22 protein-coding genes are annotated in these 22,696 nt (G+C 71.7%); 10 read left to right on the forward strand and 12 right to left on the reverse strand.

The window, feature by feature from the left end:
• Positions 1-60 precede the first annotated feature (60 nt).
• Positions 61-621 carry an NAD(P)H-dependent oxidoreductase gene (locus ACIHFD_RS19860; RefSeq protein WP_350728531.1) on the reverse strand — a complete coding sequence of 187 codons (561 nt, stop codon included), beginning with the start codon at positions 619-621 and terminating at the stop codon, positions 61-63.
• Between the two features lie 122 nt (positions 622-743).
• Here ACIHFD_RS19860 and ACIHFD_RS19865 point away from each other — a divergent pair, with 122 nt between their 5' ends.
• From ACIHFD_RS19865 to ACIHFD_RS19875, 3 genes are read left to right on the forward strand one after another with little or no spacing between them, the layout of a single operon-like run.
• Positions 744-1,688 (forward strand): AraC family transcriptional regulator, encoded by a 945-nt coding sequence (locus ACIHFD_RS19865; protein ID WP_397368174.1) that lies wholly within the window; start codon positions 744-746, stop codon positions 1,686-1,688.
• 52 nt (positions 1,689-1,740) lie between these two features.
• Positions 1,741-2,904 carry a hypothetical protein gene (locus tag ACIHFD_RS19870; protein WP_397368175.1) on the forward strand — a complete coding sequence of 388 codons (1,164 nt, stop codon included), beginning with the start codon at positions 1,741-1,743 and terminating at the stop codon, positions 2,902-2,904.
• A 43-nt stretch (positions 2,905-2,947) separates the two neighbouring features.
• Complete coding sequence (locus ACIHFD_RS19875; RefSeq protein WP_397368176.1) at positions 2,948-3,526, forward strand: TetR/AcrR family transcriptional regulator; 579 nt, start codon at positions 2,948-2,950, stop codon at positions 3,524-3,526.
• Positions 3,527-3,533: 7 nt separating this feature from the next.
• Here ACIHFD_RS19875 and ACIHFD_RS19880 read toward each other — a convergent pair whose 3' ends face one another.
• Positions 3,534-6,290 (reverse strand): ATP-binding protein, encoded by a 2,757-nt coding sequence (locus ACIHFD_RS19880; protein ID WP_397368177.1) that lies wholly within the window; start codon positions 6,288-6,290, stop codon positions 3,534-3,536.
• A 102-nt stretch (positions 6,291-6,392) separates the two neighbouring features.
• Between ACIHFD_RS19880 and ACIHFD_RS19885 the strand changes: the two genes are divergently transcribed.
• On the forward strand, positions 6,393-7,007 hold the full coding sequence (locus ACIHFD_RS19885) for a LysE family translocator (RefSeq protein ID WP_397368178.1): 615 nt from the start codon (positions 6,393-6,395) through the stop codon (positions 7,005-7,007).
• 4 nt (positions 7,008-7,011) lie between these two features.
• Entirely contained in the window at positions 7,012-7,560 is a 549-nt protein-coding gene (locus ACIHFD_RS19890; protein ID WP_397368179.1) for a TetR/AcrR family transcriptional regulator, read from the forward strand.
• On the opposite strand, the gene ACIHFD_RS19895 is transcribed toward ACIHFD_RS19890, so the two are convergent.
• The 6 genes from ACIHFD_RS19895 to ACIHFD_RS19920 are packed head-to-tail and all read right to left on the reverse strand — an operon-like array spanning position 7,546 to position 15,790.
• Positions 7,546-8,742 carry a hypothetical protein gene (locus ACIHFD_RS19895; RefSeq protein WP_350728524.1) on the reverse strand — a complete coding sequence of 399 codons (1,197 nt, stop codon included), beginning with the start codon at positions 8,740-8,742 and terminating at the stop codon, positions 7,546-7,548. The two genes, ACIHFD_RS19890 and ACIHFD_RS19895, sit on opposite strands and share 15 nt — an antisense overlap.
• 9 nt (positions 8,743-8,751) lie before the next feature.
• Complete coding sequence (locus ACIHFD_RS19900) at positions 8,752-9,132, reverse strand: RidA family protein (protein ID WP_185071114.1); 381 nt, start codon at positions 9,130-9,132, stop codon at positions 8,752-8,754.
• 9 nt (positions 9,133-9,141) lie between these two features.
• Complete coding sequence (locus tag ACIHFD_RS19905) at positions 9,142-10,209, reverse strand: alanine racemase (protein WP_397368180.1); 1,068 nt, start codon at positions 10,207-10,209, stop codon at positions 9,142-9,144.
• Positions 10,210-10,257: 48 nt separating this feature from the next.
• The gene (locus ACIHFD_RS19910; RefSeq protein ID WP_397368181.1) at positions 10,258-11,799 is read right to left on the reverse strand and encodes an amidohydrolase family protein; all 1,542 of its coding nucleotides are present in this window, start codon (positions 11,797-11,799) and stop codon (positions 10,258-10,260) included.
• Between the two features lie 8 nt (positions 11,800-11,807).
• On the reverse strand, positions 11,808-15,110 hold the full coding sequence (locus tag ACIHFD_RS19915; protein WP_397368182.1) for a DUF4153 domain-containing protein: 3,303 nt from the start codon (positions 15,108-15,110) through the stop codon (positions 11,808-11,810).
• Positions 15,107-15,790 carry a response regulator transcription factor gene (locus ACIHFD_RS19920; protein ID WP_313044633.1) on the reverse strand — a complete coding sequence of 228 codons (684 nt, stop codon included), beginning with the start codon at positions 15,788-15,790 and terminating at the stop codon, positions 15,107-15,109. The genes ACIHFD_RS19915 and ACIHFD_RS19920 overlap by 4 nt, the downstream gene beginning before the upstream one ends.
• A gap of 72 nt (positions 15,791-15,862) precedes the next feature.
• On the opposite strand from ACIHFD_RS19920, the gene ACIHFD_RS19925 reads away from it, so the two are divergent.
• The 3 genes from ACIHFD_RS19925 (at position 15,863) to ACIHFD_RS19935 (ending at position 18,118) form a co-directional block, all read left to right on the forward strand.
• On the forward strand, positions 15,863-16,717 hold the full coding sequence (locus ACIHFD_RS19925; RefSeq protein WP_397368183.1) for an arylamine N-acetyltransferase: 855 nt from the start codon (positions 15,863-15,865) through the stop codon (positions 16,715-16,717).
• A gap of 27 nt (positions 16,718-16,744) precedes the next feature.
• Positions 16,745-17,809 (forward strand): protein kinase, encoded by a 1,065-nt coding sequence (locus ACIHFD_RS19930; RefSeq protein WP_397368184.1) that lies wholly within the window; start codon positions 16,745-16,747, stop codon positions 17,807-17,809.
• A gap of 114 nt (positions 17,810-17,923) precedes the next feature.
• Positions 17,924-18,118 carry a hypothetical protein gene (locus ACIHFD_RS19935; RefSeq protein WP_397368185.1) on the forward strand — a complete coding sequence of 65 codons (195 nt, stop codon included), beginning with the start codon at positions 17,924-17,926 and terminating at the stop codon, positions 18,116-18,118.
• Positions 18,119-18,198: 80 nt separating this feature from the next.
• Here ACIHFD_RS19935 and ACIHFD_RS19940 read toward each other — a convergent pair whose 3' ends face one another.
• Positions 18,199-18,516 (reverse strand): DUF3817 domain-containing protein, encoded by a 318-nt coding sequence (locus tag ACIHFD_RS19940; protein ID WP_350728517.1) that lies wholly within the window; start codon positions 18,514-18,516, stop codon positions 18,199-18,201.
• A gap of 2 nt (positions 18,517-18,518) precedes the next feature.
• Entirely contained in the window at positions 18,519-19,301 is a 783-nt protein-coding gene (locus ACIHFD_RS19945) for an SURF1 family protein (RefSeq protein WP_397368186.1), read from the reverse strand.
• A 105-nt stretch (positions 19,302-19,406) separates the two neighbouring features.
• Here ACIHFD_RS19945 and ACIHFD_RS19950 point away from each other — a divergent pair, with 105 nt between their 5' ends.
• The gene (locus ACIHFD_RS19950) at positions 19,407-19,580 is read left to right on the forward strand and encodes a hypothetical protein (RefSeq protein WP_355190968.1); all 174 of its coding nucleotides are present in this window, start codon (positions 19,407-19,409) and stop codon (positions 19,578-19,580) included.
• Positions 19,581-20,077: 497 nt separating this feature from the next.
• The gene (locus ACIHFD_RS19955; protein WP_397368187.1) at positions 20,078-21,526 is read left to right on the forward strand and encodes a flavin-containing monooxygenase; all 1,449 of its coding nucleotides are present in this window, start codon (positions 20,078-20,080) and stop codon (positions 21,524-21,526) included.
• Here the strand turns inward: ACIHFD_RS19955 and ACIHFD_RS19960 are convergent.
• Together ACIHFD_RS19960 and ACIHFD_RS19965 are read right to left on the reverse strand one after the other, a co-directional pair.
• On the reverse strand, positions 21,520-21,897 hold the full coding sequence (locus ACIHFD_RS19960) for a VOC family protein (protein ID WP_350728513.1): 378 nt from the start codon (positions 21,895-21,897) through the stop codon (positions 21,520-21,522). The two genes, ACIHFD_RS19955 and ACIHFD_RS19960, sit on opposite strands and share 7 nt — an antisense overlap.
• Positions 21,881-22,645 (reverse strand): class I SAM-dependent methyltransferase, encoded by a 765-nt coding sequence (locus tag ACIHFD_RS19965; protein WP_397368188.1) that lies wholly within the window; start codon positions 22,643-22,645, stop codon positions 21,881-21,883. The genes ACIHFD_RS19960 and ACIHFD_RS19965 overlap by 17 nt, the downstream gene beginning before the upstream one ends.
• Positions 22,646-22,696: the final 51 nt, after the last annotated feature.

Here is a 22,696-nt window from a genome sequence, read left to right on the forward strand (position 1 = left end):
GGCGGGTTCGCCGGGCCGTAGCCGTACCACCGAGAGCCGGGCGCGATCGCGAATGCGTGGTCAGGCCGCCCGCAGCGGGCGGAGGGCGCCGCCCCAGGCGAGGACCTGGTCGAGCATGACGCCGAGCTTGTCCTCGTGCACGGCGGCGGGCTTGAACGCGGTCATGTTCTCGAAGTCCGTGAAGATCGAGAGCGCGACCTGCTGCTGCACAGTGGCCACGCCGACATTGGAGAGGACGTCGCGCAGGTGCCCGACGGCCTGGACCGCCCCGCCCACCCCGCAACCCACGAAACCGGCCGCCTTGTTGGTCCACTCCGCATACAGGAAGTCGATGGCGTTCTTCAGCGAGCCCGGGATCGAGTGGTTGTACTCGGGCGTCACGAAGACGAACGCGTCGAAGGATGCGATCTTCGCCGCCCACTGCTTGGTGTGCTCGTGCGCGTAGTTCCCCGCGGCGGGGTGCTGCGGCTCGTCCAGGTTGCCCAGGGCGTAGTCCTTCAGGTCCACCAGCTCGTACTCGGCGTCGCCACGCTTGGCCGCCAGCTCGTGGACCCACTGCGCCACCGCCTCGGCGTTGCGGCCGGGGCGGGTGCTCCCCAGGATGATGCCAACCTTGATCATGTCAATCGGTCCTCTCAGCGAGTCAGGAAATGCCTGACCAACAGTAGGAGCCGAGATTGAGATATCCAATGCTTCAAACACTACTTTTTATACGCGAGAGTCTCTGGCCTTAGACTGGCGACATGGATGTGCTGAGCGACGTCGTCGCCCTCATGCGTACCGGCCGCCCGACCTCCGTGCGCATCTCCTGGCGGGCCCCGTGGGGCAAGGAGTTCCCGAAGGTGCCGGGGTCCGCCGGCTTCCAGATAGTGCTGCGCGGGTCCTGCTGGCTCATCCCGCCCGGCGGCGAGCCCATGCCCCTGAGCGTGGGCGACGTGATCTTCTTCCCGCACGGCGACGGGTACGGCCTGGCCGACACCCCCGGTACGCCGCTCGCCGCGCCGGTCTGCGACCCTTACCTGGAGGCCGAGCTGTTCGCCTCGACCATCGAGGGCGGCGACGGGGCCGAGACGGTCACCCTCTGCTGCGGCTACCAGCTCGACCCCACCAGGACCCATCCGATCCTGAACGCGCTGCCCGACGTGATCCACCTGCCGACCACGCTCGGCCACCACCCCGAGCTCCGGGCCGCCGTCGAACTGCTCGCCGGCGAGATCGACAACCCCCGGCCGGGCGCCGACACCGTCGTCACGTCCCTGCTCGACGTCCTCCAGCTCTACATCCTGCGCGCCTGGTTCGACCTGGAGTCCGACGCGTGCAGGGAAGCGGGCTGGGCCGCCGCGCTGGCCGACCCGGCCATCGGCCGCGCGCTGGACGCCATCCACCGCGCCCCCGCCCACCACTGGACGGTCGAGTCGCTCGGCGCTCATGCCGGGCTCTCGCGCGCCGGCTTCGCCCGCCGCTTCACCTCCCTCGTCGGGCAGCCGCCGCTGGCGTACCTCACGTGGTGGCGCCTGGCCACGGCGGCCCGCATCCTGCGCGAGTCCGACGTCTCGGTGGCGGAGGTGGCGCAGCGGGTCGGGTACGGGTCGGAGTTCGCGTTCGGGAACGCGTTCAAGCGGCAGTACGGGCTGGCACCCGGGAAATACCGCCGCCAGGTGTGCGAAGAGGCGCGTACGGCCTCCTGAGATTTGGGGGGCGGCTGGGGCAGATGGGGATGAGCTACCCCACAATGGAGCAATGGCATACCCTCCGCAGCCTCCCCCGCCCCAGCCCCAGCCGGAAGGCCCGTGGGGCGCGCAAGGAGCGCCGCACGGGTACGGCCCGCAGCAGCAGCCCTACGGCCCGCCACCCGGCCAAGCCGGCCCTCCGCAGCCCGGCTACGGCCAGAGCCAACCGGGATACGGCCAACCCGGCTACCCGGCCCCACCCGGGCATGGCGCCCCACCACCCGGATACGGCCCGCCGAATGGGCAGGGGGTCCCGCCGCCCGGGTACGGGCCGCCGAGTGGGCAAGGTGGCTACGGGTCCGGGCAGGGGCAGCCGCCGGGATCGGGCGGGCCGCCGTACGGCAACCCGACCGGGCCCCAAGGCACGCTGTTGCTCCCGGCCCCAGGCCCCGTCCCAGGCCCGCCGCCACCCCCGGCTCCGCCACAGAAGGGCACCAACGCCCTGGCCATCGGCCTGGTCGTGGGCCTGGTCTCGGTCCTCCTGATCGGCGGCGGGGTCGTCGCGTTCCTCTACTTGCGCGACTCCGGCCAGAAGCCGCCCGTCGCGCTGCCGACCGCCGACCCGGTCCCCACGACCACGACGGCACCGCAGTCCGACCCGCCGTCGGCCGCCCCGTCGGACCCGCCCACCTCCGAGCCCGCCGAGCCCACCCCGGCCCCCAGCGACACCAGCTCCAGCACCTCGAAGCGGGTGGATCCCGGCTCGCCGCTCACCGATGACGAGTTCGAGGACTGGGACTTCAAGCTGGGAGACGTGAAGCTCCAGGCCAAGAAGGTCGCCGGGTGGACGTACGACAGCTGCGACCCGGTGGACGGCCAGGGCGTGCTGGCCAAGAACAACTGTCAGCGAGCCGTCCAGCTCGCGTACTCGGCGAACGGCGGCCACATCAAGGCGGTCCAGCTCCTGCTGTCCTTCCCCAGCGAGGGTGCCGCCAAGACCATGGCCACGCGCCTGGCGTCGCTCACCTCGGACGCGGTCAAGTGGCGCACGGACAGGACGCTCAAGAGCTACGCCTACGGCAAGATGCGCTCGAGCGCGTCCAAGAAGTACGTGGTCATCACGGTCCTCACCGCGGACAAGGCCGCCAAGCCCATGGCCACGTACTACCACCAGTACCTGCAGAGCGACATCGCGAGCTACTTCCTCTTCCGCGACCTGACCATCACCAGCTGATAGGAGCAACGCTAGGACTCCTAGTCATGCTAGCGTGCGAGGTATGTCGATAGCCGCCCGCCGAGCACGCGAACGCGCGCAGCGCCACCAGCTGATCATCACCGCCGCCCGCGAACTGGCCGAGTCCGAGGGATGGGACGCCGTGACGACCCGGCGCCTGTCGGAGCGCGTCGAATACAGCCAGCCGGTGCTCTACAGCCACTTCAAGGGCAAGGACGCCATCGTGCGGGAGGTGGCGATCGAGGGGTTCGTGGAGCTGGCGAACAAGCTCCGGGCGGCGCGAACGGCGGGCGGCGACCCCCAGGCGGTGCTGCGCCGGGTGGCGACGGCCTACCTCGACTTCGCCCGCACCCACAGCGCCCTGTACGAGGCCATGTTCGTCATGCCCGTCGCCATCCCCTTCGCCGCCGACGAGACGCCGGAGGAGCTGCGGGCGGCGTTCGGCGAGTTCGTGCTCGCGCTGGAGCCGGTGGCCGGTGAGCACCATCCCGGTGTCTTCGCCGAGGTGGTGTGGGCCTCCCTGCACGGCCTGGCCACCCTGGCCCACGATCGGCGCATCCCGGCCGAGCATCAGGAGGCCAGGATCGACCTGCTCATCGACCACCTCACCCGGCCCGCCTGACCCCGCGCTAAGCCAGCAGCCCCAGCCGCCGTCCAGCCGCGGCCGCCTGCGTGCGGGTGGAGACCTCCAGCTTCCCCAGGATGTTGGACACGTGCACGCTGACCGTCTTCTGCGCGATGAACAGCCGTTGCCCGATCTCCCGGTTGGTCAGGCCCTCGGCGACCAGCCGCAGCACCTCCGCCTCCCGGGCCGTCAGCCCGCCGTCGCCCTGGCCGCCGCCGTGCCCGCCGGCGGGCACGAACCGGGCCCGCCGCCCGAACTCCTGCAGCGCGTCGGCCAGCGGCGCGGCCCGCAGCCGCTCCGCCGTCTCCCGCGCCAGGGCCCACTCCGCCTGCGCCGCCTCCCGGTCGCCGGCCGCCAGCAGCGCCTCGGCCAGCCGCCAGCGGGCTCGCGCCACCTCGTAGACGAACCCGAAGTCGAACGCCTCCACGACCCGGCGCCACAGCTCCACGTCGAGCCGCCCGTGCACGCGATGCCACTCGGCCTCCACCCGCACCGCCCAGGCCAGCCCTTCGGGCCCCAGGTGGCCGGGCTCGCCCGTGGGCCCGGACTCGACGGCGAGGCGGGCGCGGGCGCGCAGCTCGTCGGCGCCCTCGGTGGTGCCGAGCTCGGCCAGCGCCCACAGGCCGATGGCGGCCAGCCGCAGGATCCACGCGTAGCCGTCGACCATCGGCGCCAGGACCGCCCGCACGTGGTCGAGCGCCGCCGCGGGGTCGCCGTGCCAGAGCGCGTGCTCGGCGGCCAGGCCACGGGAGATGTATCCGGCCAGCTCGTCGTACCAGAACGGCCGCACCCAGCTCAGCCGCGCCTCGACCGCGGGCAGATCCCGCGCCACCTCGATGAACAGCGCGAACGACGACAGCGTCGCCTCCGGCAGCGTGCCCACCCGGGTGCCGAAGCCGGACGCGACCGCCTCGGCCTGGTCCCACTCGCCGGCCACGTAGTGGATCAGGAACCGCAGGAAGCGCAGGTCGGTGCCGTAGGTGCTCCACTTGAGCCCGGTCTCGGTCGCCACGCGGACGCCGGCGTCGGCCACCTCGGCGGCCTCGGCCAGCATTCCCTGCTCGTAATGGAGGCGGGCGTGCAGGAAGTGGGCGCGCAGGTCCATCGCCAGGTCGCCGGAGCTCTCGGAGGAGGCGCTCTCGACCAGCTCGTGGGCCCTGGCCACGTCGCCCTGGTGCTCCACGTAGGCGGCCAGCGTGAGGAGGGCGCCCACCTCGGCGTCCCTGGCACCGGACGCGCGCGCGGTCTCCAGCGCCCGCGCGGTCAGGGCCTCGATCTCGCGGTGGCGGGTGCTCCACAGCAGGGAGCGGGCATGCGTGGCCAGGGCGCGGGCGAGCGCGGGCTGATCCTCGGCGCTCTCCACCGCGCGCTCCGCCGTCGCGATGGCGCCCGGCTGGTCGTCGGCTTCGTAGAGGTAGTAGGCCAGGCGTTCGCTGACCTCGGACGTCTGTGGCAGGGCCTTGAGCTGGGTGATCGCACGATGGTTGTCACCGCTGTCGGCCGCCGACACGGCGCTGCGGAGCGCCAGCGCGAACCGGCTCTCCCCGGCCAGCTCCGCCGCGCCCTCGACCCGGTCCCACAGACCGAGCACCTGGTCGTAGTGGCTGTGCGCCTCGGCCGGAGCCCCGAGCCGCTCGGCCAGGCGCCCCGCCTCGGCGGAGGCCGCCAGCGCCCCGGCCAGGTCGTGACCGGCGAGGTAGTGGTGGGCCAGCTCGGCGGGTGAGGTCAGCAGCTTGGCGAAGGCGGCGTGCAGCCGCGTGCGCTCGCCGGGCAGCAGGTCGGTGTAGACCGCCTCCTGCAGCAGGGCGTGGCGGAAGGTGTAGCCGTAGCCGTCGACCCTGAGCAGCCCGCGCGAGACGATCTCCCTGACCGCCTCCTCGAACTCCACCAGCGGCAGCCCCGACACCTCCCGCAGCAGCTCGTCCTCCACCCGGCGGCCCGCCACGGCGGCGGCCCGCAGCACCCGCTGCCCGGCCTCCGACAGCAGCTCGACCCTGGACATCAGCAGGCTGGCCAGCCCGTCGGGCAGGCTGTCGCCCTCGGCCATCGCCGCGAACAGCTCCTCGGCGTAGAACGGGTTGCCGTCGGCGCGGGCCACGATGAGGCCGAGCGCCTGGGCGCCCACCTCACCCATAGTGGTGACATAGTCGGACATGTCACCGGAGCCCAGCGGCCCCAGCTCGACGCCCATCACCGTGGGCAGCCGCCGCAGCTCGGCCAGCACGGACCGGAGCGGGTGGCGGCGGTGGAGGTCGTCGGTGCGGTAGGTGCCGACCACGCAGACCCGCTCGCTCTGCACCATACGGCTGAGGAAGACCAGCAGGTCGCGGGTGGACCGGTCGGCCCAGTGCAGGTCCTCGATCACGAACAGCACCGGCTGCACGTCGGCCAGCAGCCCCAGCAGCGAGCCGAACAGCCGCTGCTGGGTTAGCCCCGCCGAAGGGGCGCTCTCCACACCCGGCAGCAGCTGGCCCAGCATGGGATGGGCGGCGGCGGCCTCGCGCACGGCCGGCTCGGCGCCGCGCAGCGCGTCGGCCAGCGGCAGGTAGGGCAGCGCGTCGCCCAGCTCGGCGCACTGGCCGACCAGCACGTGGAAACCACGCTCGCGGGCCTCGGACACCAGCTCCGAGATCAGCCGGGTCTTGCCGATGCCCGCGTCTCCGCCGACGAGCGCCACCCCGGCCGTGCCCTCGGCTGCCGACTGCAGCACCCGCACAAGTCCGGACAACTCTGTAGAGCGCCCGACGAGAAGACCGTTCACGCCAGAAACTATGCCACGCTGCGCCGACAACTTATTGGTCCAGGAAACTCAAGCAAGATTGGCCCTCATCTGCATACCAAAGGCATTTTACGCTGCTGTTTCGTGATTCAGCCAACGACTTTCGCCCTCTTCATCACGGCCTCGCTCGCCCTGGTGCTCATCCCCGGCCCGAACCATCTCTACATCACCGCCAGGGGCCTCGCCCAGGGCAGGGCGGCGGGCCTGGCCAGCGCGTTCGGCGTGGAGACCGGCACGCTCGTGCACATCGCGGCCGCCGCCGCGGGCCTGTCGTACGTGATCTCGCAGTCGGCGACGCTGTTCGCGGTCGTCAAGTGGGCCGGCGTCGCGTACCTCGTCTATCTCGGCATCCGCGCGTTCACCGGCAAGGAGACGGAGGGCGTGGCGCCGCCGCCCCAGCCGCTGCGCAAGGTCTTCCTCGAAGGCGTGCTGGTCAACGTGCTGAACCCCAAGGTGGCGCTGTTCTTCCTGGCGTTCCTGCCGCACTTCGTGCGCCCGGAGGCGGGCTCGCCCGCGCTCCAGGTGGTGCTGTTCGGCCTGACGCTGCTGCTCCTGGGGCTGATCTCCGACATCGTGTACGCCTGCACCGCCGGCGCCCTCGGCACCCGGCTCGCCGCCCGGGCCAGGACCCTCCGGTACGTCAGCGGCTTCGTCTACCTGGGACTGGGAGTGGCCACGGCCTTCGCCGGGAGAAAATGACCCTATGGCGCCGAGGAAACAGCAGGAGATCTTCGATACGACGTTGCGGCTGGTGGCGGAGAAGGGCTACGACGGGCTGACCGTCGAGGGGGTCGCCGAGCACTCGGGCGTCAACAAGACGACGATCTACCGCTGGTGGCCGTCCAAGGCCGCGCTGCTGGGGGCGGCGCTGGTGGAGGCCGACGTGCTGGGGTTCGAGGCGCCGGACACGGGGAGCCTGCGCGGTGACCTGGTCGCGCTGGTCGAGGGGGTGCGGCGACTGCTCACCGAGCCGCCGTCCAGCGACATCGCCGTAGCCGCGCTGGCCGCCGCCGTCCGCCATCCCGAGCTGGACGCCCGCCGCTTCTTCGCCGACCGCTTCGCGCGGGAGCGGGAGATCTTCGAGCGCGCGGTACGGCGGGGCGAGCTGAAGGGGTCGGTGGACCCGATGCTGATCGTCGACCTGCTGGCCGGGGCCGTGTGGATGCGGGCGGTCTTCCGGGGCCTGCCGGTCGCCGACGACTTCCCCACGGCGACCGTCTCGGCCCTCCTGGACGGGCTACAACGCTTCTGAGAGCGCGGCCGGGATGCGGTCCAGCACGGGGTGGGGCACCAGCCCGTACGCGTAGAAGTCCACGGCGAGCGCGCCCGCCGCCTTCGCGCCCCGGGCCTTGGCCACCAGCCGGTCCGTCGAGTCGCTGTCCGGGTAGCCGGGCCGCAGCACCGCCCGCACCTCCCGGTCCTTGCCCACCGACCGCAGGTAGGCGCCCACGTCGTCGGCCACCCGAGCCGCGTCCCGTGCGTACGCCAGCACCCCGAAGGCCGGGACGAGGTCACCCAGCGCCACCAGGTCGACCCCGAGCTGCCAGGCGTCGTGCGCCGCGAGCCCGGGTGTGGGCAGCCCGTCCGTGTAGCCCTTGACCGCGCCGGTCGAGTCGATGAACACCAGCTTGGAGCCCTCGTCGGCCACCGCCGAGGCCACCTCGGACACGAGCGTGGTGACGGTCTCGGACCGGGCCCGCGCGTAGGCCACGACGTCGGGCCCCGCGTACGCGGTGAGCGCGGCCCGGGTCACCTCCCCCTGCGCGGGCGGGTCGCCGTCGAACACGCCGCCCACGATCCTGGCGCACTCGTCGCGCGCCACCTCGGCGTTCACGCCCAGGTCGGTGGCGCGGCGCATGCAGTAGTCGCAGAAGCAGAGCGCGAACAGGTACGCGTCCATCGGCCCCAGCGGCACGAACGAGCGCTGCGGCTTGAGCGGCCTGAAGTGCAACGACTCCGCCACCACGCTGTCGACCCCGAGCCTGGCCACCGCCCGGGCCAGCGCGACCGCGTATTCGCGCACGTCGGGGTGGGCGGGGCACAGGTCGGTGAGGGAGCCGCGGTCGCCGAAGCAGTCGCGTACGGTCACGTCCGGATGCTTCGTGCCGAGCGTGGCGTTGCGCAGGAAGACCGTCCATCCGTGGAGCTTCATGGACCGCTTCGCACAAGCCTCGCGAAGCCCGTCGAGGGCGTTCAGATAGCCGGGCACGGGAGACAGGCGGAGCCCGGCGAACAGATCGGACGGCGGGGGGAAGTGCGCCCCGTCGTGGCGGATGGTCAGCCGGGACAGTCCGTGCGGGGTGACGTCGCGGGAGGCGTGGTGCACGGCGCCGACGGTGATGCCGCTCACGCCGTACGCGCTGATCCTGTCGAGCACCCGCTCGACGCCCTCGCCGCGCAGGTCCTCGACGAAGACGTACACCGAACTGTCCACAAGCAGACCTTAAGCGCTCTTGTGAGCGACGAAGTCGATCTCCACCAGGATGCCCAACAGCTGGGATCCTACGGTGGTCCGCACGGGGAACGGCTGGCTGAAATAGGACTTGTAAACCTCGTTGTAGGCGGCGAAGTCGCGCTCGAGGTGCTGCAGGTGGACCGTGGACTTGATCACGTCGTCGAAGCCGAGGCCGTGGGCGGCCAGGATGGCGCCGAGGTTGCGCATGACCTGGTGCGTCTGGGTGGCCACGTCGTCGCCGACGATCTCACCGGTCTGCGGGTCGAGCGGGCCCATGCCGGAGGTGTAGACGAAGTCCCCCACCACGAGACCCTGCGAGTAGGCGCCGATCGGGGCGGCGCCTTCGGTGGTCCTGAGCTCCTTTTTCACCGTGTCTCCCTAGAAATTGGTGGTTATCTGGCCAACGACACGGTAGTCCTGGTCCACCAGGGGCAGCACGCGCCACTTGTCGAACGCGGTGCAGGGATGGGAGATGCCGAAGGCCAGCAGGTCACCGGGCTTGAGCCCGTCGGCGCGCACGACCGTCTGCTGGTCCTGCATCTTCACGATCGTGACGCCGTCGCGGCGCGGGATGGGCAGCCCCTCGTCGTAGGGCGCGTCGCGCTTGCCCATGCCCACGATCGCCAGCCCGGGCTCGGGCGTGGACAGCACGTGCGCCCAGACCTCCAGCGCCGGGCGCAGCTCCCCGTCGATGCGGTTGAACGGGGTGCGCTCGCGGTAGTAGCCGTCGTCGTGGGTGACGTACGCGCCGCTGCGCAGCAGGATCCTGGCCTGGGTGGTGACGAGCTCGCGGCCGATCACGTCGAACCACTGGCTGCCGCCCACGGTCAGGATCGGGTTCTTGAGGCGGACGTACTCGACGGCCTCCTGCAGCAAGTACAGATATTTCCGGACCTCGTCGGCGGTCTTCAGCGCGCCCTCGTACCCGGCGACCCCGGCCAGCTCTACGCCTGGGACCCCCTGCACGTACGACACCAGGCTCAGCAGCTGCTCCAGGGACCGGCACCCGGCTCGTCCGCCTTCGTGCCCCAGCTCCACCAGCACCCGGAACGGCCGGGAGGCGGCATGCCAAGCGAGAATGTCCACCCCGGCCTCGGAGTCCACGAAGCTCAGGAGCTCGAATGCGGGATCCCGCTCCAGCTCGCCCGCGGCCCAGTCGAGCCCCGCCGGGTCCACGAGCTGGTTGGCCACCAGGATCCGGCCCACCCCGAACCCGCGGACCACCCGCGCCTGGCGCGGCGTCGCGACGGTGAGCCCCCAGGCGCCCGCTTCGAGCTGAAGCGCGGCGATCTCAGCGGACATGTGCGTCTTGGCGTGCGGCGCCAGCTCCATGCCGTGATCGCGGACGAAGGCCGCCATCGTCTCGATGTTGTGCTCCAGCGCGTCCCGGTGCACGACCATGAGGGGGAGTTCGAGTCCACCCGCGAAGACCTGCTGCCCGAGCACAATGCCCCTTTCGTCCGCGTCCGACCCTATCTCAGACCTTCGCCGCAATCATGGACGGAGCGCACGCCCCGGAGTGGCGCCGGTCAGCTCTCCCCCGGCCAGTACGCGTACCCCCGACACGAGCACGTCGTCGACCCCGGCCGCGAGCGTGCGCGGCGCCTCGTAGGTCGCCCGGTCGCCCACCGCCGCCGGGTCGAACACCACCACGTCGGCCGCGAACCCGCTCCGCACCAGCCCCCGGTCCGTCAGCCCGAAGCGCCTGGCCGGGTGGGAGGCCAGGTGCACCACGGCCTGCTCCCAGGTCCAGTCGGACAGCTCCCGCACGTGCCGGCCGAGGAACCTGGCGAACGCCCCGAAACCCCGCGGATGCGGATGGCCGCCCACATAGATGCCGTCGGAGCCGCCGGTGTGCGAGGGGTGCCGGAGCATCCTGCGTACCGACTCCTCCCCTTCCGGGCCCTCGTCGGGGCGGGCGGACACGACGCCCGCCTCCAGCCGCGTCTCCGTCAGGAGACGGCGGCAGAACTCGGCGGGCGCCGACCCGTCCCGTTCGGCCGCCGCCACGATGGTCAGGCCCTCGGCCCACTCCATCCCCGGGGCGTGCGAGACGGTCAGCCGCGGCCAGACGGCGTCGAGCGTCGGCCACCAGCCGTCCAGCTCGTCGGACGCGATCATCTCCAGCGCCCGGTCGGTCTCGGCGCCCGGCACGGAGCCGGGCAGCACGACCATCGCCAGGATCGTGTTGCCGCGCAGGTAGGGGTAGGTGTCGAAGGTGAGGTCCACGCCCTTGCCGAGCGCCTCCTCGACCAGCGGCAGCAGCACGTCCGCGGGGCCGTGCAGGTGGGAGACGTGCACGGCGGCGCCGGAGCGCTCGGCGATGTCGATGACCTCGGTCATGCCCACCCCGGCCTGAGGGCCGTACGCGCGCATGTGGGTGACGTACGAGAGGCCGCCGAGCGGGGCGCACAGGGCGGCCAGCTCCTCGGCGGTGGCGTAGCGGCCGGGGAGGTATTCGAGGCCGGTCGACAGGCCCACCGCCCCCTCCGACAGGCCCTGCTCGACGTGCCGCAGCATGGCCGCCAGGTGGTCGCGGGAGGGCGGCTCGGGCGAGGGCCCCATGACGTCGTAGCGGATGGTGCCGTGCGGGAGGAGGTACGCGGTGTTCAGCGCCACGGCGCGGTCGTAGCCGCCGAGCAGCTCGCCGACGGTCAGCGGCCCATCGGCGGCGAGCGGGCCGCCGAGCGGCCCGTTGACGGCGGCGAAGTAGCGGGAGGCGTAGGCGACGGTGGCGGCCGAGCCCGGGGCGAAGGACAGGCCGTCCTGCCCCAGCACGAACGTGGTCACCCCCTGCCGCAGCGCCGCCCGCTGGACCGCCGGGTCGAACACGGCCGCGTCGCCGTGGGCGTGACAGTCGACGAAGCCGGGCGCGACGAAGCGCCCCGTCGCGTCGATCACGGTCTCCGCCCCGGCGCCGCCCAGCCTCCCGATCGCCGCGATCTTGCCGTCCGCGACCGCGACGTCCGCCCGGTACGGCGGGGCGCCCGTCCCGTCGAGCACCCGGCCGCCGTTGATGACTACGTCGAACCTCACACCAAGATTCAATCAGAGCCGCGCGAATACGCCGGAGGGCATTCCACGGACTTGACGATCGGCCGGGCGGCCAGCACGGCGCGAGCCCGGGCCCGGTCGAGGTTCCAGCCGTTCCAGGGGTCGGGGCGGGACAGGCCGTTGGCCGCGACCACGTCGGCCAGCACGCAGCTTCGCTGCGGCTCCGGCAGCTTGTCCAGCGCCGGTACGGCCTCCGCGCCGAGGTCGCCCAGGTAGTCGGAGTCCAGCTTGGTCACGCCGCGCACCTCGACCTGCGTGTGGGCGACCTGGAGATCGGGGTTCACGATGGCGAACGCGCCCAGGCCCAGCCCGGTGACCAGCACGACCGTACGCGGCAGCCAGCCGGAGCCGCGGCCCAGGAGCCGAGCCGCCCCCGCCAGCAGCACCAGCGCGAACAGCGTTCCCAGCCACCACACCGTGGCCTGCACGGACAGGCGCAACCTGGACAGGCCGTACGCCTCGGTGTAGAGGTTCATGCGGTGCAGGGCGGAGGCCAGCACCACCATGGTCAGCCCGCACAGCACGCCGAGCAGCACGGCCAGCAGCCAGCGTTCGCGCCGCTCGACCTTGAGCATCCCGCTGGCGACCGCCACGATGCCCAGCACGAACACGCTGACCACCACGAGCTGGAAGAACCCCTGCCTGGCGTACTCGGCATAGGTGAGCCCGGCCGTCTTCAGCACCCAGGTGTTGCCGCCGAACAGCGCCGTGATCTGCACCGCCACGAACGAGGCGAACAGCAGGTTCACCGCCGTGAGAGGCACGATCCAGACGCTCCTGCTCACCGTGAACTTCGGCTCCGGCCCCACGGGGTCGACCACCGGCCTGAGCGCGACCAGCACCACGGCGGCCAGCAGCACGGCGAACAGCCCGAACAGGAAGATCCGCACCGGCGCCGACTCCGCCCAGTCCGGCGCGGTCGTCAGGCGTTCCAGGAAGGAGGCGAACACAGCGTCCGCCGAGGCGAACAGCAGCCCGAACACCAGGAGCAGCACCGCCGTGATGCCCAGGGCGGCCAGCATCGGCATGAAGCGCCGCCTGGCGGTCAGCTTCTTCAGCGGCTGGGCCAGGAACCACGGCACCGGGCCGAGCGCCAGCATCACGGACACGCCGCCCCTGATCACGCCGAGCCACCCGGCCCCGGCTCCCGACACGGCCAGCGCGCCCAGACCAGCCCCCGCCACGAGCAGGATCGCGACCAGCCAGTCCGCGTCGCGCACCGCCGCCATCGAGATCAGGAAGTACGCCGTCAGCCCGAACGCCACCGTCCACGGCGTCATCCGCCGCAACACGGCAGGCAGCGCGGCCGCCCCCAGAACCATGGCGACCAGCACGATCCCCAGCCCGACCTGCGCCTCGGGCAACGCCACCGCCGCGAACACCCCGGCCCCGGCCGCCGCGGGCAGCAGCCAGCGGGGCGAGTCGGGCAGCTCGGGCCTGGGGAAGAGGGGCGGCGGCACGTAGGGCGGCGGCGGGCCTCCCTGACTCCGGTGCGGCGCCGCAACCTGCGGGCTCCCCTGGCCCGCCGCCGCTTGGGCCGCCGACTGGTACGCCGCGACCTGCGCCGACTGGTAGGCCGCCGCGGCCGCCCGGCGTCCGGACCCGGCCCCCATCCCCGCGCCGACCGCGCCCATGAGCGCGGTGCACATGACGAGCGTGACGAGGGCCATCCCGTCGCTGACGGTCACACTGACGAGCACGGCGGCGAACAGGCCGGTCAGGAACCCGACCAGCACACCGATGACCGCACCCCCGATCATCCTGACGAACGCGCTGCCCGCCGGCACCCCGGCACCACGCCCAGTGCCCCCCGCCACAACGCCACCACCGGACGCACCCACACCCGCCGCGAGCCCAGCACCCCCGCCACCGGCGAACGCGCCCGCACCCGGCGCGAACCCCGTGGACGCGCCCACACCCGCCGCGAGCCCCGCGGACGCGCCCACTCCGGTTGCGAGCCCTGAGGGCACTCCCACCCCTGCCGCCGACCCAGGCGCGACGACGGCGCCCGTCTCGCTCTCGGCGGCGGGGCGGCCGGGCGTACCGACCGTGGCCAGGGCTACGAGAGCCGCGACTCCGGCGGCGTCACGGGACCCTTCACCTGAAGCCGCACCGCCCTCGACCGCGTCGGCCGCCGGGCCCACCACCTCGGCGCCGTCCTCAGCCGAGGCGGTGACCACCAACTCCGCGGCGCGATCGCGGGTCTCGGGACCCGCCGTCGTCGGGGCAGCGGCGTCCAGAGCCTCCGGCAGCTGCTCGGTCCCCGTGCCCCGCTCACCGCCCTCCAGCGGCACATCCGCCATCGTCGTCCTCCCTGGTAAATCGACCACCATGCGGCAACCCGCACAGTCGTCGATGCGAATGGAGCCCCCGTGCAGCTCGACGATCTCCTTCACGATGGCCAGCCCCAGCCCGGCGCCCCCGGAGTCGGCCGCCCGCCCGGCGTCGAGCCGGGAGAAGCGCTCGAACACGCGCCCCCTGGCCGCGACCGGGATCCCCGGCCCCCGGTCGGCGACGGCCAGCAGCACCCCGGCCCCCTTCGCCGCGACGGTCACGGTCACCACCCCGTCCGAGGGGCTGTGGCGTACCGCGTTGTCGAGGAGGTTCGCCAGGACCTGCGCGAGCAGGTCGGGGTCGGCGCGCACCACCAGGTCGGCGGGGACCGACGCCCGGATCTCGACGTCGTCGCGGGCCAGCGCCCCCTCGCGCACCGCCTGCTCGACCAGCGGCGCCAGTTCGACGGCCTCGGGCTCGATCAGGCGTACGCCTGAGTCCAGCCGCGACAGGTCCAGGAGCTGGGCCACGAGGCGGCCGAGGCGTTCGGTCTGGGCGAGCGCGGTCCGCATGGTGACGGGGTCGGGGGCGGAGACGCCGTCCACGACGTTCTCCAGGACCGCGCGCAGGCCGGTGATGGGGGTGCGGAGCTCGTGGCTGACGTTCGCGATGAGCTCGCGCCGCTGCCGGTCCACCTCGCCGAGGTCGGCGGCCATCGCGTTGAACGCCCTGGCCAGCTCCCCGACCTCGTCGCGCGACGTGGCGGTCACGCGCAGCCCGTACAGGCCCTTGGCGATCGTCTGTGCGGCGCTGGCCATCTGGCGCAGCGGCTTGGTCATCCCCGTGGCCAGCAGTTGCACCATGATCAACGCCAGGACCACGGCGACCGCGATGCGTAACTCGCGGGACAGGCCCGAGTTGAGCCCGACCTCGTTCACCACGAACGCGGTCCCCACGGCCAGCACGATCACGATGCCGAGCTTGACCTTGATGCGGCCGAGGAAGTCGAGCGGCCTCATCGCCGCACCAGGGCGTAGCCGACGCCGTGCACCGTGCGCACCACGTCGGAGCCCAGCTTGCGGCGCAGCGCCCGGACGTGGCTGTCCACGGTCCTGGTCGCCGCCGCCTCCGAGAAGCCCCACACGTCCGACAGCAGCCGGTCCCGCTCGAACACCTGCCCCGGGCGCTCCGCCAACCGGCGCAGCAGGTCGAACTCCGTCCTGGTGAGCTGCGCCTCCGCGCCCCCGACGAACACCCGGCGGGCCGCGGTGTCGATCTCGACCTCGCCGACCCTGATCACCGTGTCCTCGGCCGCGAGCTGGGCCGCCCGCTCGACCCTGCGCAGCAGCGCGTGGATCCTGGCCACGAGCTCGCGCATGCTGAACGGCTTGGCCAGGTAGTCGTCCGCCCCCACGCCGAGCCCGACCAGGACGTCGGTCTCCTCGCCGAGCGCGGTCAGCATGAGCACCGGTACCGGCCTGGCCGCCTGCATCCGGCGGCACACCTCCAACCCGTCGAGCCCCGGCAGCAGCCGGTCGAGGATCACCAGGTCCGGTTCCGCCTTGCCGTACTGGATCAGGGCATCCTGCCCGTCGCCGGCCACCCTGACGTCGAAGCCCTCGGCGGCCAGCCGGTTCCGTACGGCCAGCGCGATCGTCTGATCGTCCTCGACCACGAGGATGCGTCGCTGCTCTGCCACGTACGAAAGCCTAGAAGCGGCCTGTGCAGACGACACTCCTAAATTTGTGCACATACAGTGCAGACTTGGCTGGTGAACACAGCCGGATACCTCCGCCGCATCGGCCTGCCCAGCCTCCTCAACGCCCCCACCAGCGCAGAGAACCTGCGGGCGCTCCACGCCGCGCACCTCGAGAAGGTGCCGTACGAGGCGCTGGAGATCTGGCTCGATCGCCCCACCACCGTCGATCCCGTCGAGTCCGCCGAGCGCGTCATCGGAGGGCGCGGCGGCTACTGCTACCACCTCAACGGCGCGTTCTCCGAGCTGATCAGGTCGCTGGGGTACGACGTGACCAGGCACGTCGGCGGGGTCCAGAACCGCGGCGACGAGCCCGGCATCACCGCCAACCACCTGGTGCTCACCGTACGCGGCCTGCCGTCGCAGGACAATCCGGGCGGTGCCTGGCTGACCGACCTCGGGCTCGGGGACGGGTTCCATGAGCCGCTGCCGCTGGTCGAGGGCACGTACGGGCAGGGGCCGTTCACGTACGTCCTGCGCCCGTCGGAGGTCGCGCCGGGCGGCTGGCGGTTCGAGCACGATCCGAGCGGCTCGTTCGAGGGCATGGACTTCGGCCCGGCCCCGACGGACATGTCGGCGTTCGTCGATATGCACCGGCATTTGACGACGTCGCCGACGTCCGGGTTCGTGCGCATCGCGACCGTCCAGCGACGGGACGCGTACGGCGTGGACAGCCTGCGCGGGCTCCAGCTGAAGCGCATCGGCGGCCGGACGCTCTCGGTGACCTTGGACGACGCCCGCGACTACTACGCGGCGCTGGCGGACATCTTCCTGCTCCCGCTCACGGACGTGAGCGGGCCGGAGAAGGAGAAGCTCTGGCGCAGACTGTACGAGGCGCATGAGGCCTGGCTGGCCAGTGACGCGACGTGACAGCCTTGCGCTATCGTGCACCTCGACATGGGTGAGACCCGGAAGCTGGCCGGTCGCTACCGGCTGCTGAATCCCCTGGCCGCGGGCTCTGTCCGGCTGGCCTTCGACGAGTCGGAGCACCGCGATGTCACGGTCAGGGAGCTGCGGGTCCCGGCCGAGCTGCGCGACGCCGCCCTGGAGGAGGCCCGCCGGGCGTCCGGGCTCCGGCACGCCTCGATCGTGCGGGTGCTCGACGTGGTGATCGAGGACCAGACGCCGTGGCTGGTCATGGAGTTCGTGTCGGGGGCGTCGCTGGAGCAGACCGTACGCGCCCGCCGCCCGCTGCCGGTCGCGCAGGCGGCCAGGGTCGGCGTCTGCGTCCTGTCCGCCCTGACGACGGCGCACGAGGCCGGGATCGTACACGGGCGCGTTGAGCCCGGCAACGTCCTGCTCACCCCGACGGGCCGGGCGGTGCTCACCGGCTTCGGCTTCCCCAGTCTCAGCATGCTGCCTTCCGCGGACCTGTGGGCGCTGGCCGCCACGCTGCACTTCGCGGTGGAGGGCCGCCCGCCGGGGCAGGTGCCCGCGGAGGGCGCGGACCCGCTCAGGACACTGATCAGAGCCATGCTCCACCCGGCGGGGGCGCCGGCGACGGACGTGATCCGCGAGACCCTCGAACTCCTGGCCGTGAGCCGCCCGCTGGACGTGATCATCGGGTTGTTCGGGCCGCTGCCGATCCCCGTGGTGGCCGCGATGGGGCTCGCGCTGATCGAGCAGCTCCAGGCCGGGGAGGCGTTCCACGGCGGGATCCAGCCCGGCAACGTCCTCATCGACGACCGGGGCCGGGCCCATCTGACCCCGCTGCTGAGGTCGGGAACGCTCCCGGCCTACACGGCCCCGGAGGCCTCCGCCACCCTGGCCGCCGACCTGTGGTCCCTGGGCGCCACGCTCTTCACCGCCGTCGAGGGCGTGCCGCCCTCACCCGGCGCGCCGCTGACCAGAGCGGGGGCGCTGGCTCAGGTGTTGTTCCGTCTTTTGTCAGGTAATCCGTTGGAACGTCCCACTCCGGACGAGCTCCGCCGCGACCTCCGGTTGGTACGACGCCCCCGTTGAGATACATCGCGATTGGAACCAAGCGATGGGCTCACTCGTTGGACAGGGGACGCAGAATGTAGGAGAGGCGGGGCACGCGCTCCGTGTTCGGAAGCAGCTCGGAGGAAGTTGAGTATGTCGCCAATCCAGAAGTACGCCATTGGCGCAGGTGCCGCGGTCCTGCTCTCCCTGATCATCTTCGGGACCGGGTGGATCACCCTGCTGGTCGTCCTCGGCGTGATCGCCGCTCCCGTGGTCGGCTACCTGATGCTCGACCCGTCGCAGCGCGAGCGGCTCAAGAGGGCCCGCAGGCGCGGCATCGGCCACTGAACTCCGCGCGGCGGGGGCCGTGACACGGCCTCCGCCGCGGGCTCAGGCGTCCGTTGCGGGCTCAGGCGTCCGCCGCGCGCTCAGGCCTCCGCCGTCGCCGCCGCCTGCTCCGTCTGCACGCGCTGGGTCACCCGGCGCTCGATGTAGAACGACAGGAACGGCACCGTGCCCCCGACCATGACGCCGAGCATGTACTGCCACGTCCAGCGCGCCTTCATGCCCAGGTTCATGACCGCGACCAGGTAGAGCATGTAGAGCCCGCCGTGGATGGGCGCGATGACCTTCGACAGCGTCGGGTCGCCGAAGCCGTAACGCACCACCATGGCCACGCAGAGCACGAGCAGCATGCAGCCGACCACGTACGCGAGCACCCGGAAGGGCTTCAGAGCCGATTCCACGATTAACCTTCCAGAGCCATCTCAGGGGACTTGGCACGGTCCCGATCGGTTCGTACGGCATCGCGTACGAAGTGGAACCACATGAATACGGCGAATCCTGCGAAGATCCACCAGTTGGCGGCATATGCCAGGTTACGCCAGGTCAGCGTGCCTCCCACCACCGGCGGCTGGATCTCGACCTGCGCCAGCGAGCCGGACGGCGGCTGCGCGACGACGAAGCCTGCGCGTACCTGCTGACCGCTCCACAGGTTGACCAGCTCGCCCGTGGACACCGTCTGCACCTGACCGGCGGGCAGACCCTCCGCGCGCCGCTGCACGCTGTCGGTGCCCTGTTGCGGCCGCAGCCGCCCGGCCACCGTGACCTTGCCCTGCGGCACCACGGAGACCGCCGGGTCGTCCGCTTTGGCGGTCCAGCCCCGTACCACCGGCATCAGCGTGCCGTCGTCGAGCCGGAGCGGCGTGAGCACCCAGTAGCCGCGATCGCGCGAGACGTTGCCGCCGGGGGCGTCGACGTCGGCCCGCCGGTCGGCGACCAGGAGCTGGCGGCCTGCCTCGTAGACCCCCTCCGCCGTGACCTTGCGGCCCACGAGCTCACCGCTCAGCTGCGGGCCCACCTGGGCGAGCGTGCCGACCGCGACGGGCCCGGGATCGGTGGAGGCGTGCGGCTTTCCCGAATCCTGGAAAACGCCGAGCTGCCAGCGCCCGAGCAGGATGAACGCGACGAGGACCCCGATCGTGAGCAGGTGCAACCCCATGAGACGGGGGGAGAACAGGGTCCGCAGCATGTTTCAAAGCTATCCGCCGGGTGGGGTGGTCCCCTAATCAGCCCATGCCTACCGATACCAACAAACAGTGCAAACGACACAGGCGCTCACGCTAGGCTGCTGGCCATGTCTGACCAGCATATCGACCCTTCGGGCAACACTCAGCAGTTCAAGGCTTTCGCTCAGCGTCGCGAGCAGGAAGCCGCCGCCACCCCCAAGAAGTCCCCCGTCGTACCGATCATCGCGGTCGTCGTCGCGATCGTGATCGTCGGCGTTGCCGCCTTCCTCCTGCTGAAGTAACCCCAGATCTGATCGAACCGCCGCGGGGGCCGTGGCGGTTTCTCGCCGTTCACGCAATCATCCCTTCGGCCCGCCCAACGACGCGCGGGCCCTCGGCAACCCCGCCTCCCTGCCGCCTCCCCTGCCGACGCCGCTCCGGCCCGCGAGGCGAATGCCTCCCAAGGACCTCTGCCGAGGCGCAGCACCCCACAGGCAAGAGCCGCCACGCCACGTGCCCGCCTGCGCAGGAACGCGCCACGGCCACCGAACAAGCGAACGGCCGCTTGGGGGCGGTGAGGCTGGAGACGCCCAGGAGCGGGACAGCGGCAAGGACCAGAGCGGGCGCACGAGCGATGGGGCACGCGAGCAGGCGCGGGGGCTGGGAGCGCGCGGGGCCGGGGCGGGGCCGGATAGCGGGGTGAGGGGCGGAGGGCGTGAGAGGGGGTCGCTCTGGACCTCGGTGAGGCGGGTTATTACATTGGATTGAGCGTCCAATAAGCGCCACCCCGGGAGGTCAGATGCCAGGGTTAGCGATCATCGGGTCCGGGTTCGCCGGGATCGGCATGGCCATCAAGCTCAAAGAGGCGGGGTACCACGACTTCGTCATCCTGGAGAAGGCCGCCGACCTGGGCGGCACCTGGCGGGACAACACCTATCCCGGCTGCGCGTGCGATGTCCCCTCGCACATGTACTCCTACTCGTACGAGCTGAACCCGGGCTGGTCCCGCATGTTCTCCCCGCAGGAGGAGATCTGGGACTACATGCGCTCGTGCGCCGACAAGTACGGCGTGACCCCGCACATCCGGTACGGCAAGCGCGTCGTCGCGCTCGAGTACGACGACGGCCGGCGCGATTGGTCGGTCACCACGGACGACGGGGCGACGTTGCGGGTGAACGCCGTCGTGTCGGCCATCGGTGCCCTACATATACCGAAATTTCCCGAAATTTCGGGGCGCGAGTCCTTCACCGGCCCCGCCTTCCACTCCGCCGAGTGGGACCACTCGATCGACCTGACCGGCAAGCGCGTGGCCGTCATCGGCACCGGCGCCTCCGCCATCCAGTTCGTCCCCCAGATCGCGCCTGCCGCGAGCCACCTGACGGTCTTCCAGCGCACTCCCCCATGGATCCACCCCAAGCCGGACTTCGCCATCACCCCCACCACACGCCGGATCCTCGGCCTGCCCGGCCTGGCCAGGACCATGCGCAACGCCATCTACTGGGCTCTGGAGACGCGGGCGCTCGGCTTCACCGTCGATCCGCGCCTGATGAAGGCCCACGAGAAGCTGGCCCTCAGGCATCTCGAAGCCCAGGTCCCCGACCCGGACCTGCGCCGCAGGCTCACCCCCGGCTACCTGATCGGCTGCAAGCGCATCCTCATCTCCAGCGACTACTATCCCGCCCTCACCAGGGACAACGTCGAGCTGGTGACCGACGGCATCACCGAGATCAGGCCGCGCTCGATCGTGGACTCCTCCGGTGCCGAGCACGAGGTCGACGCGATCGTCTACGGCACCGGCTTCAAGGTCGTGGACGCGCTGCAGGAGCAGCACATCGTCGGCAAGGGCGGCCGCAAGCTCCAGGACGCCTGGCAGGACGGCATCGAGACCTACTACGGCATCGCCACGTCCGGCTTCCCGAACCTGTTCTTCCTGCTCGGCCCCAACACGGGCCTCGGGCACAACTCGGTCGTGTTCATGATCGAGTCGCAGGTCCGCTACATCATCGACTGCCTGCGCCTGCTGTCGAGGACGCAGGCCAGGGCCGTGGACGTCAAGCCGGGCGCCCAGCGGGCGTTCGCCCGCCGCCTGCGCGAACGGCTCGACCCCCTCGTCTGGAACGCGGGCGGCTGCGACTCCTGGTATCTGGACGAGCACGGAGTGAACCGGACGATCTGGCCGGGCTTCACCTTCGAGTACTGGACGCGCACCAGAAGGGTCAAACCCAGCGCGTACGAGCTCATCTACTGAGGAAACACGCAGAACTCGTTGCCCTCCGGGTCGGCCAGCGTCACCCAGTCGTCGTACGTGGCCAGCAGCGTGGCACCCAGCCCGCGCAGCCGGTCGATCTCGGCGTCGAGGTCGTCGGCGCTCAGGTCGAGGTGGAGCCGGTTCTTGACGACCTTGCGCTCGGGCACGTGCTGGAACCACAGTCGTGGCGGCCCGCCCTCGACCAGCACCGTGGGGTCGTCCTCGGGGTCCTCGATGCCCTCGCCGCGCAGCCGCGCCAACTCGGCCTCGTCGTACGGCGCCACGGCGTAACCGTCGAGCGCCGCCGCCCAGAACCTGGCCAGCGATGCCGGGTGGCGGCAGTCGACCACCACGTCACGCAGCCGGGCCACCGGGCTTCCTCGCCTCGATGAGGAACCTGGAGGAATGCGCCACGAACAGACCCTCCGCCTCGATCCGGTCGTGCAGCTCGCGCAGCCGGTCCGCGTACCGCTCGACCGAGAAGCCCGGCACGATCCAGATCACCTTCCGCAGGAAGTAGATCACCGCCCCCACGTCGCAGAACTCCATCCGCAGCCGCTCGAACCGCAGGTCCACGACCTCGAGCCCGGCCGACTCGGCCGCCGCCCTGGCCCGGTCGGGGTCGCGGGAGGAGCCGTCGTGGGGGCCCATGAAGTAGTGCGTCAGCTCCGCGACGCTCCACGGCCCGACCTGCTGCGAGAAGTAGACGCCGCCGGGGCGCAGCACGCGGGCGATCTCCTCCCACCAGGTCTCCACCGGATGGCGGCTGGTGACCAGGTCGAAGACGCCGTCCCGGAACGGCAGGCGCGGATCGTCGTCGTCGGCCACCACCCACGCCCCGCGCGGGCGCAGCCGCGAGGCGGCCAGCTTGAGGTTGGGCGGCCAGGACTCGGTGGCCACGGTCACCGCCGGCAGCGTGGGCACGCCGGCCAGGATCTCGCCCCCGCCGGTCTGAACGTCGAGCGCGGCCTCGGCCCCGGCCATCCGCTCGCCGAGCAGCCTGGCGTACCCCCAGGAGGGCCGCTCCTCGCTGGCCCGGCCGTCGAGCCAGGAGAAGTCCCAGCCGTCCACGGAGACCGTGGCGGCCTCCTGGACGAGGTCGTCGTACGTACGGCTCATTCTTCGACCTTGTCAGCGGCCCCGCCGGACGTTCAACCAAATTTCGTCATA

It is taken from the genome of Nonomuraea sp. NPDC051941 (assembly GCF_044593615.1).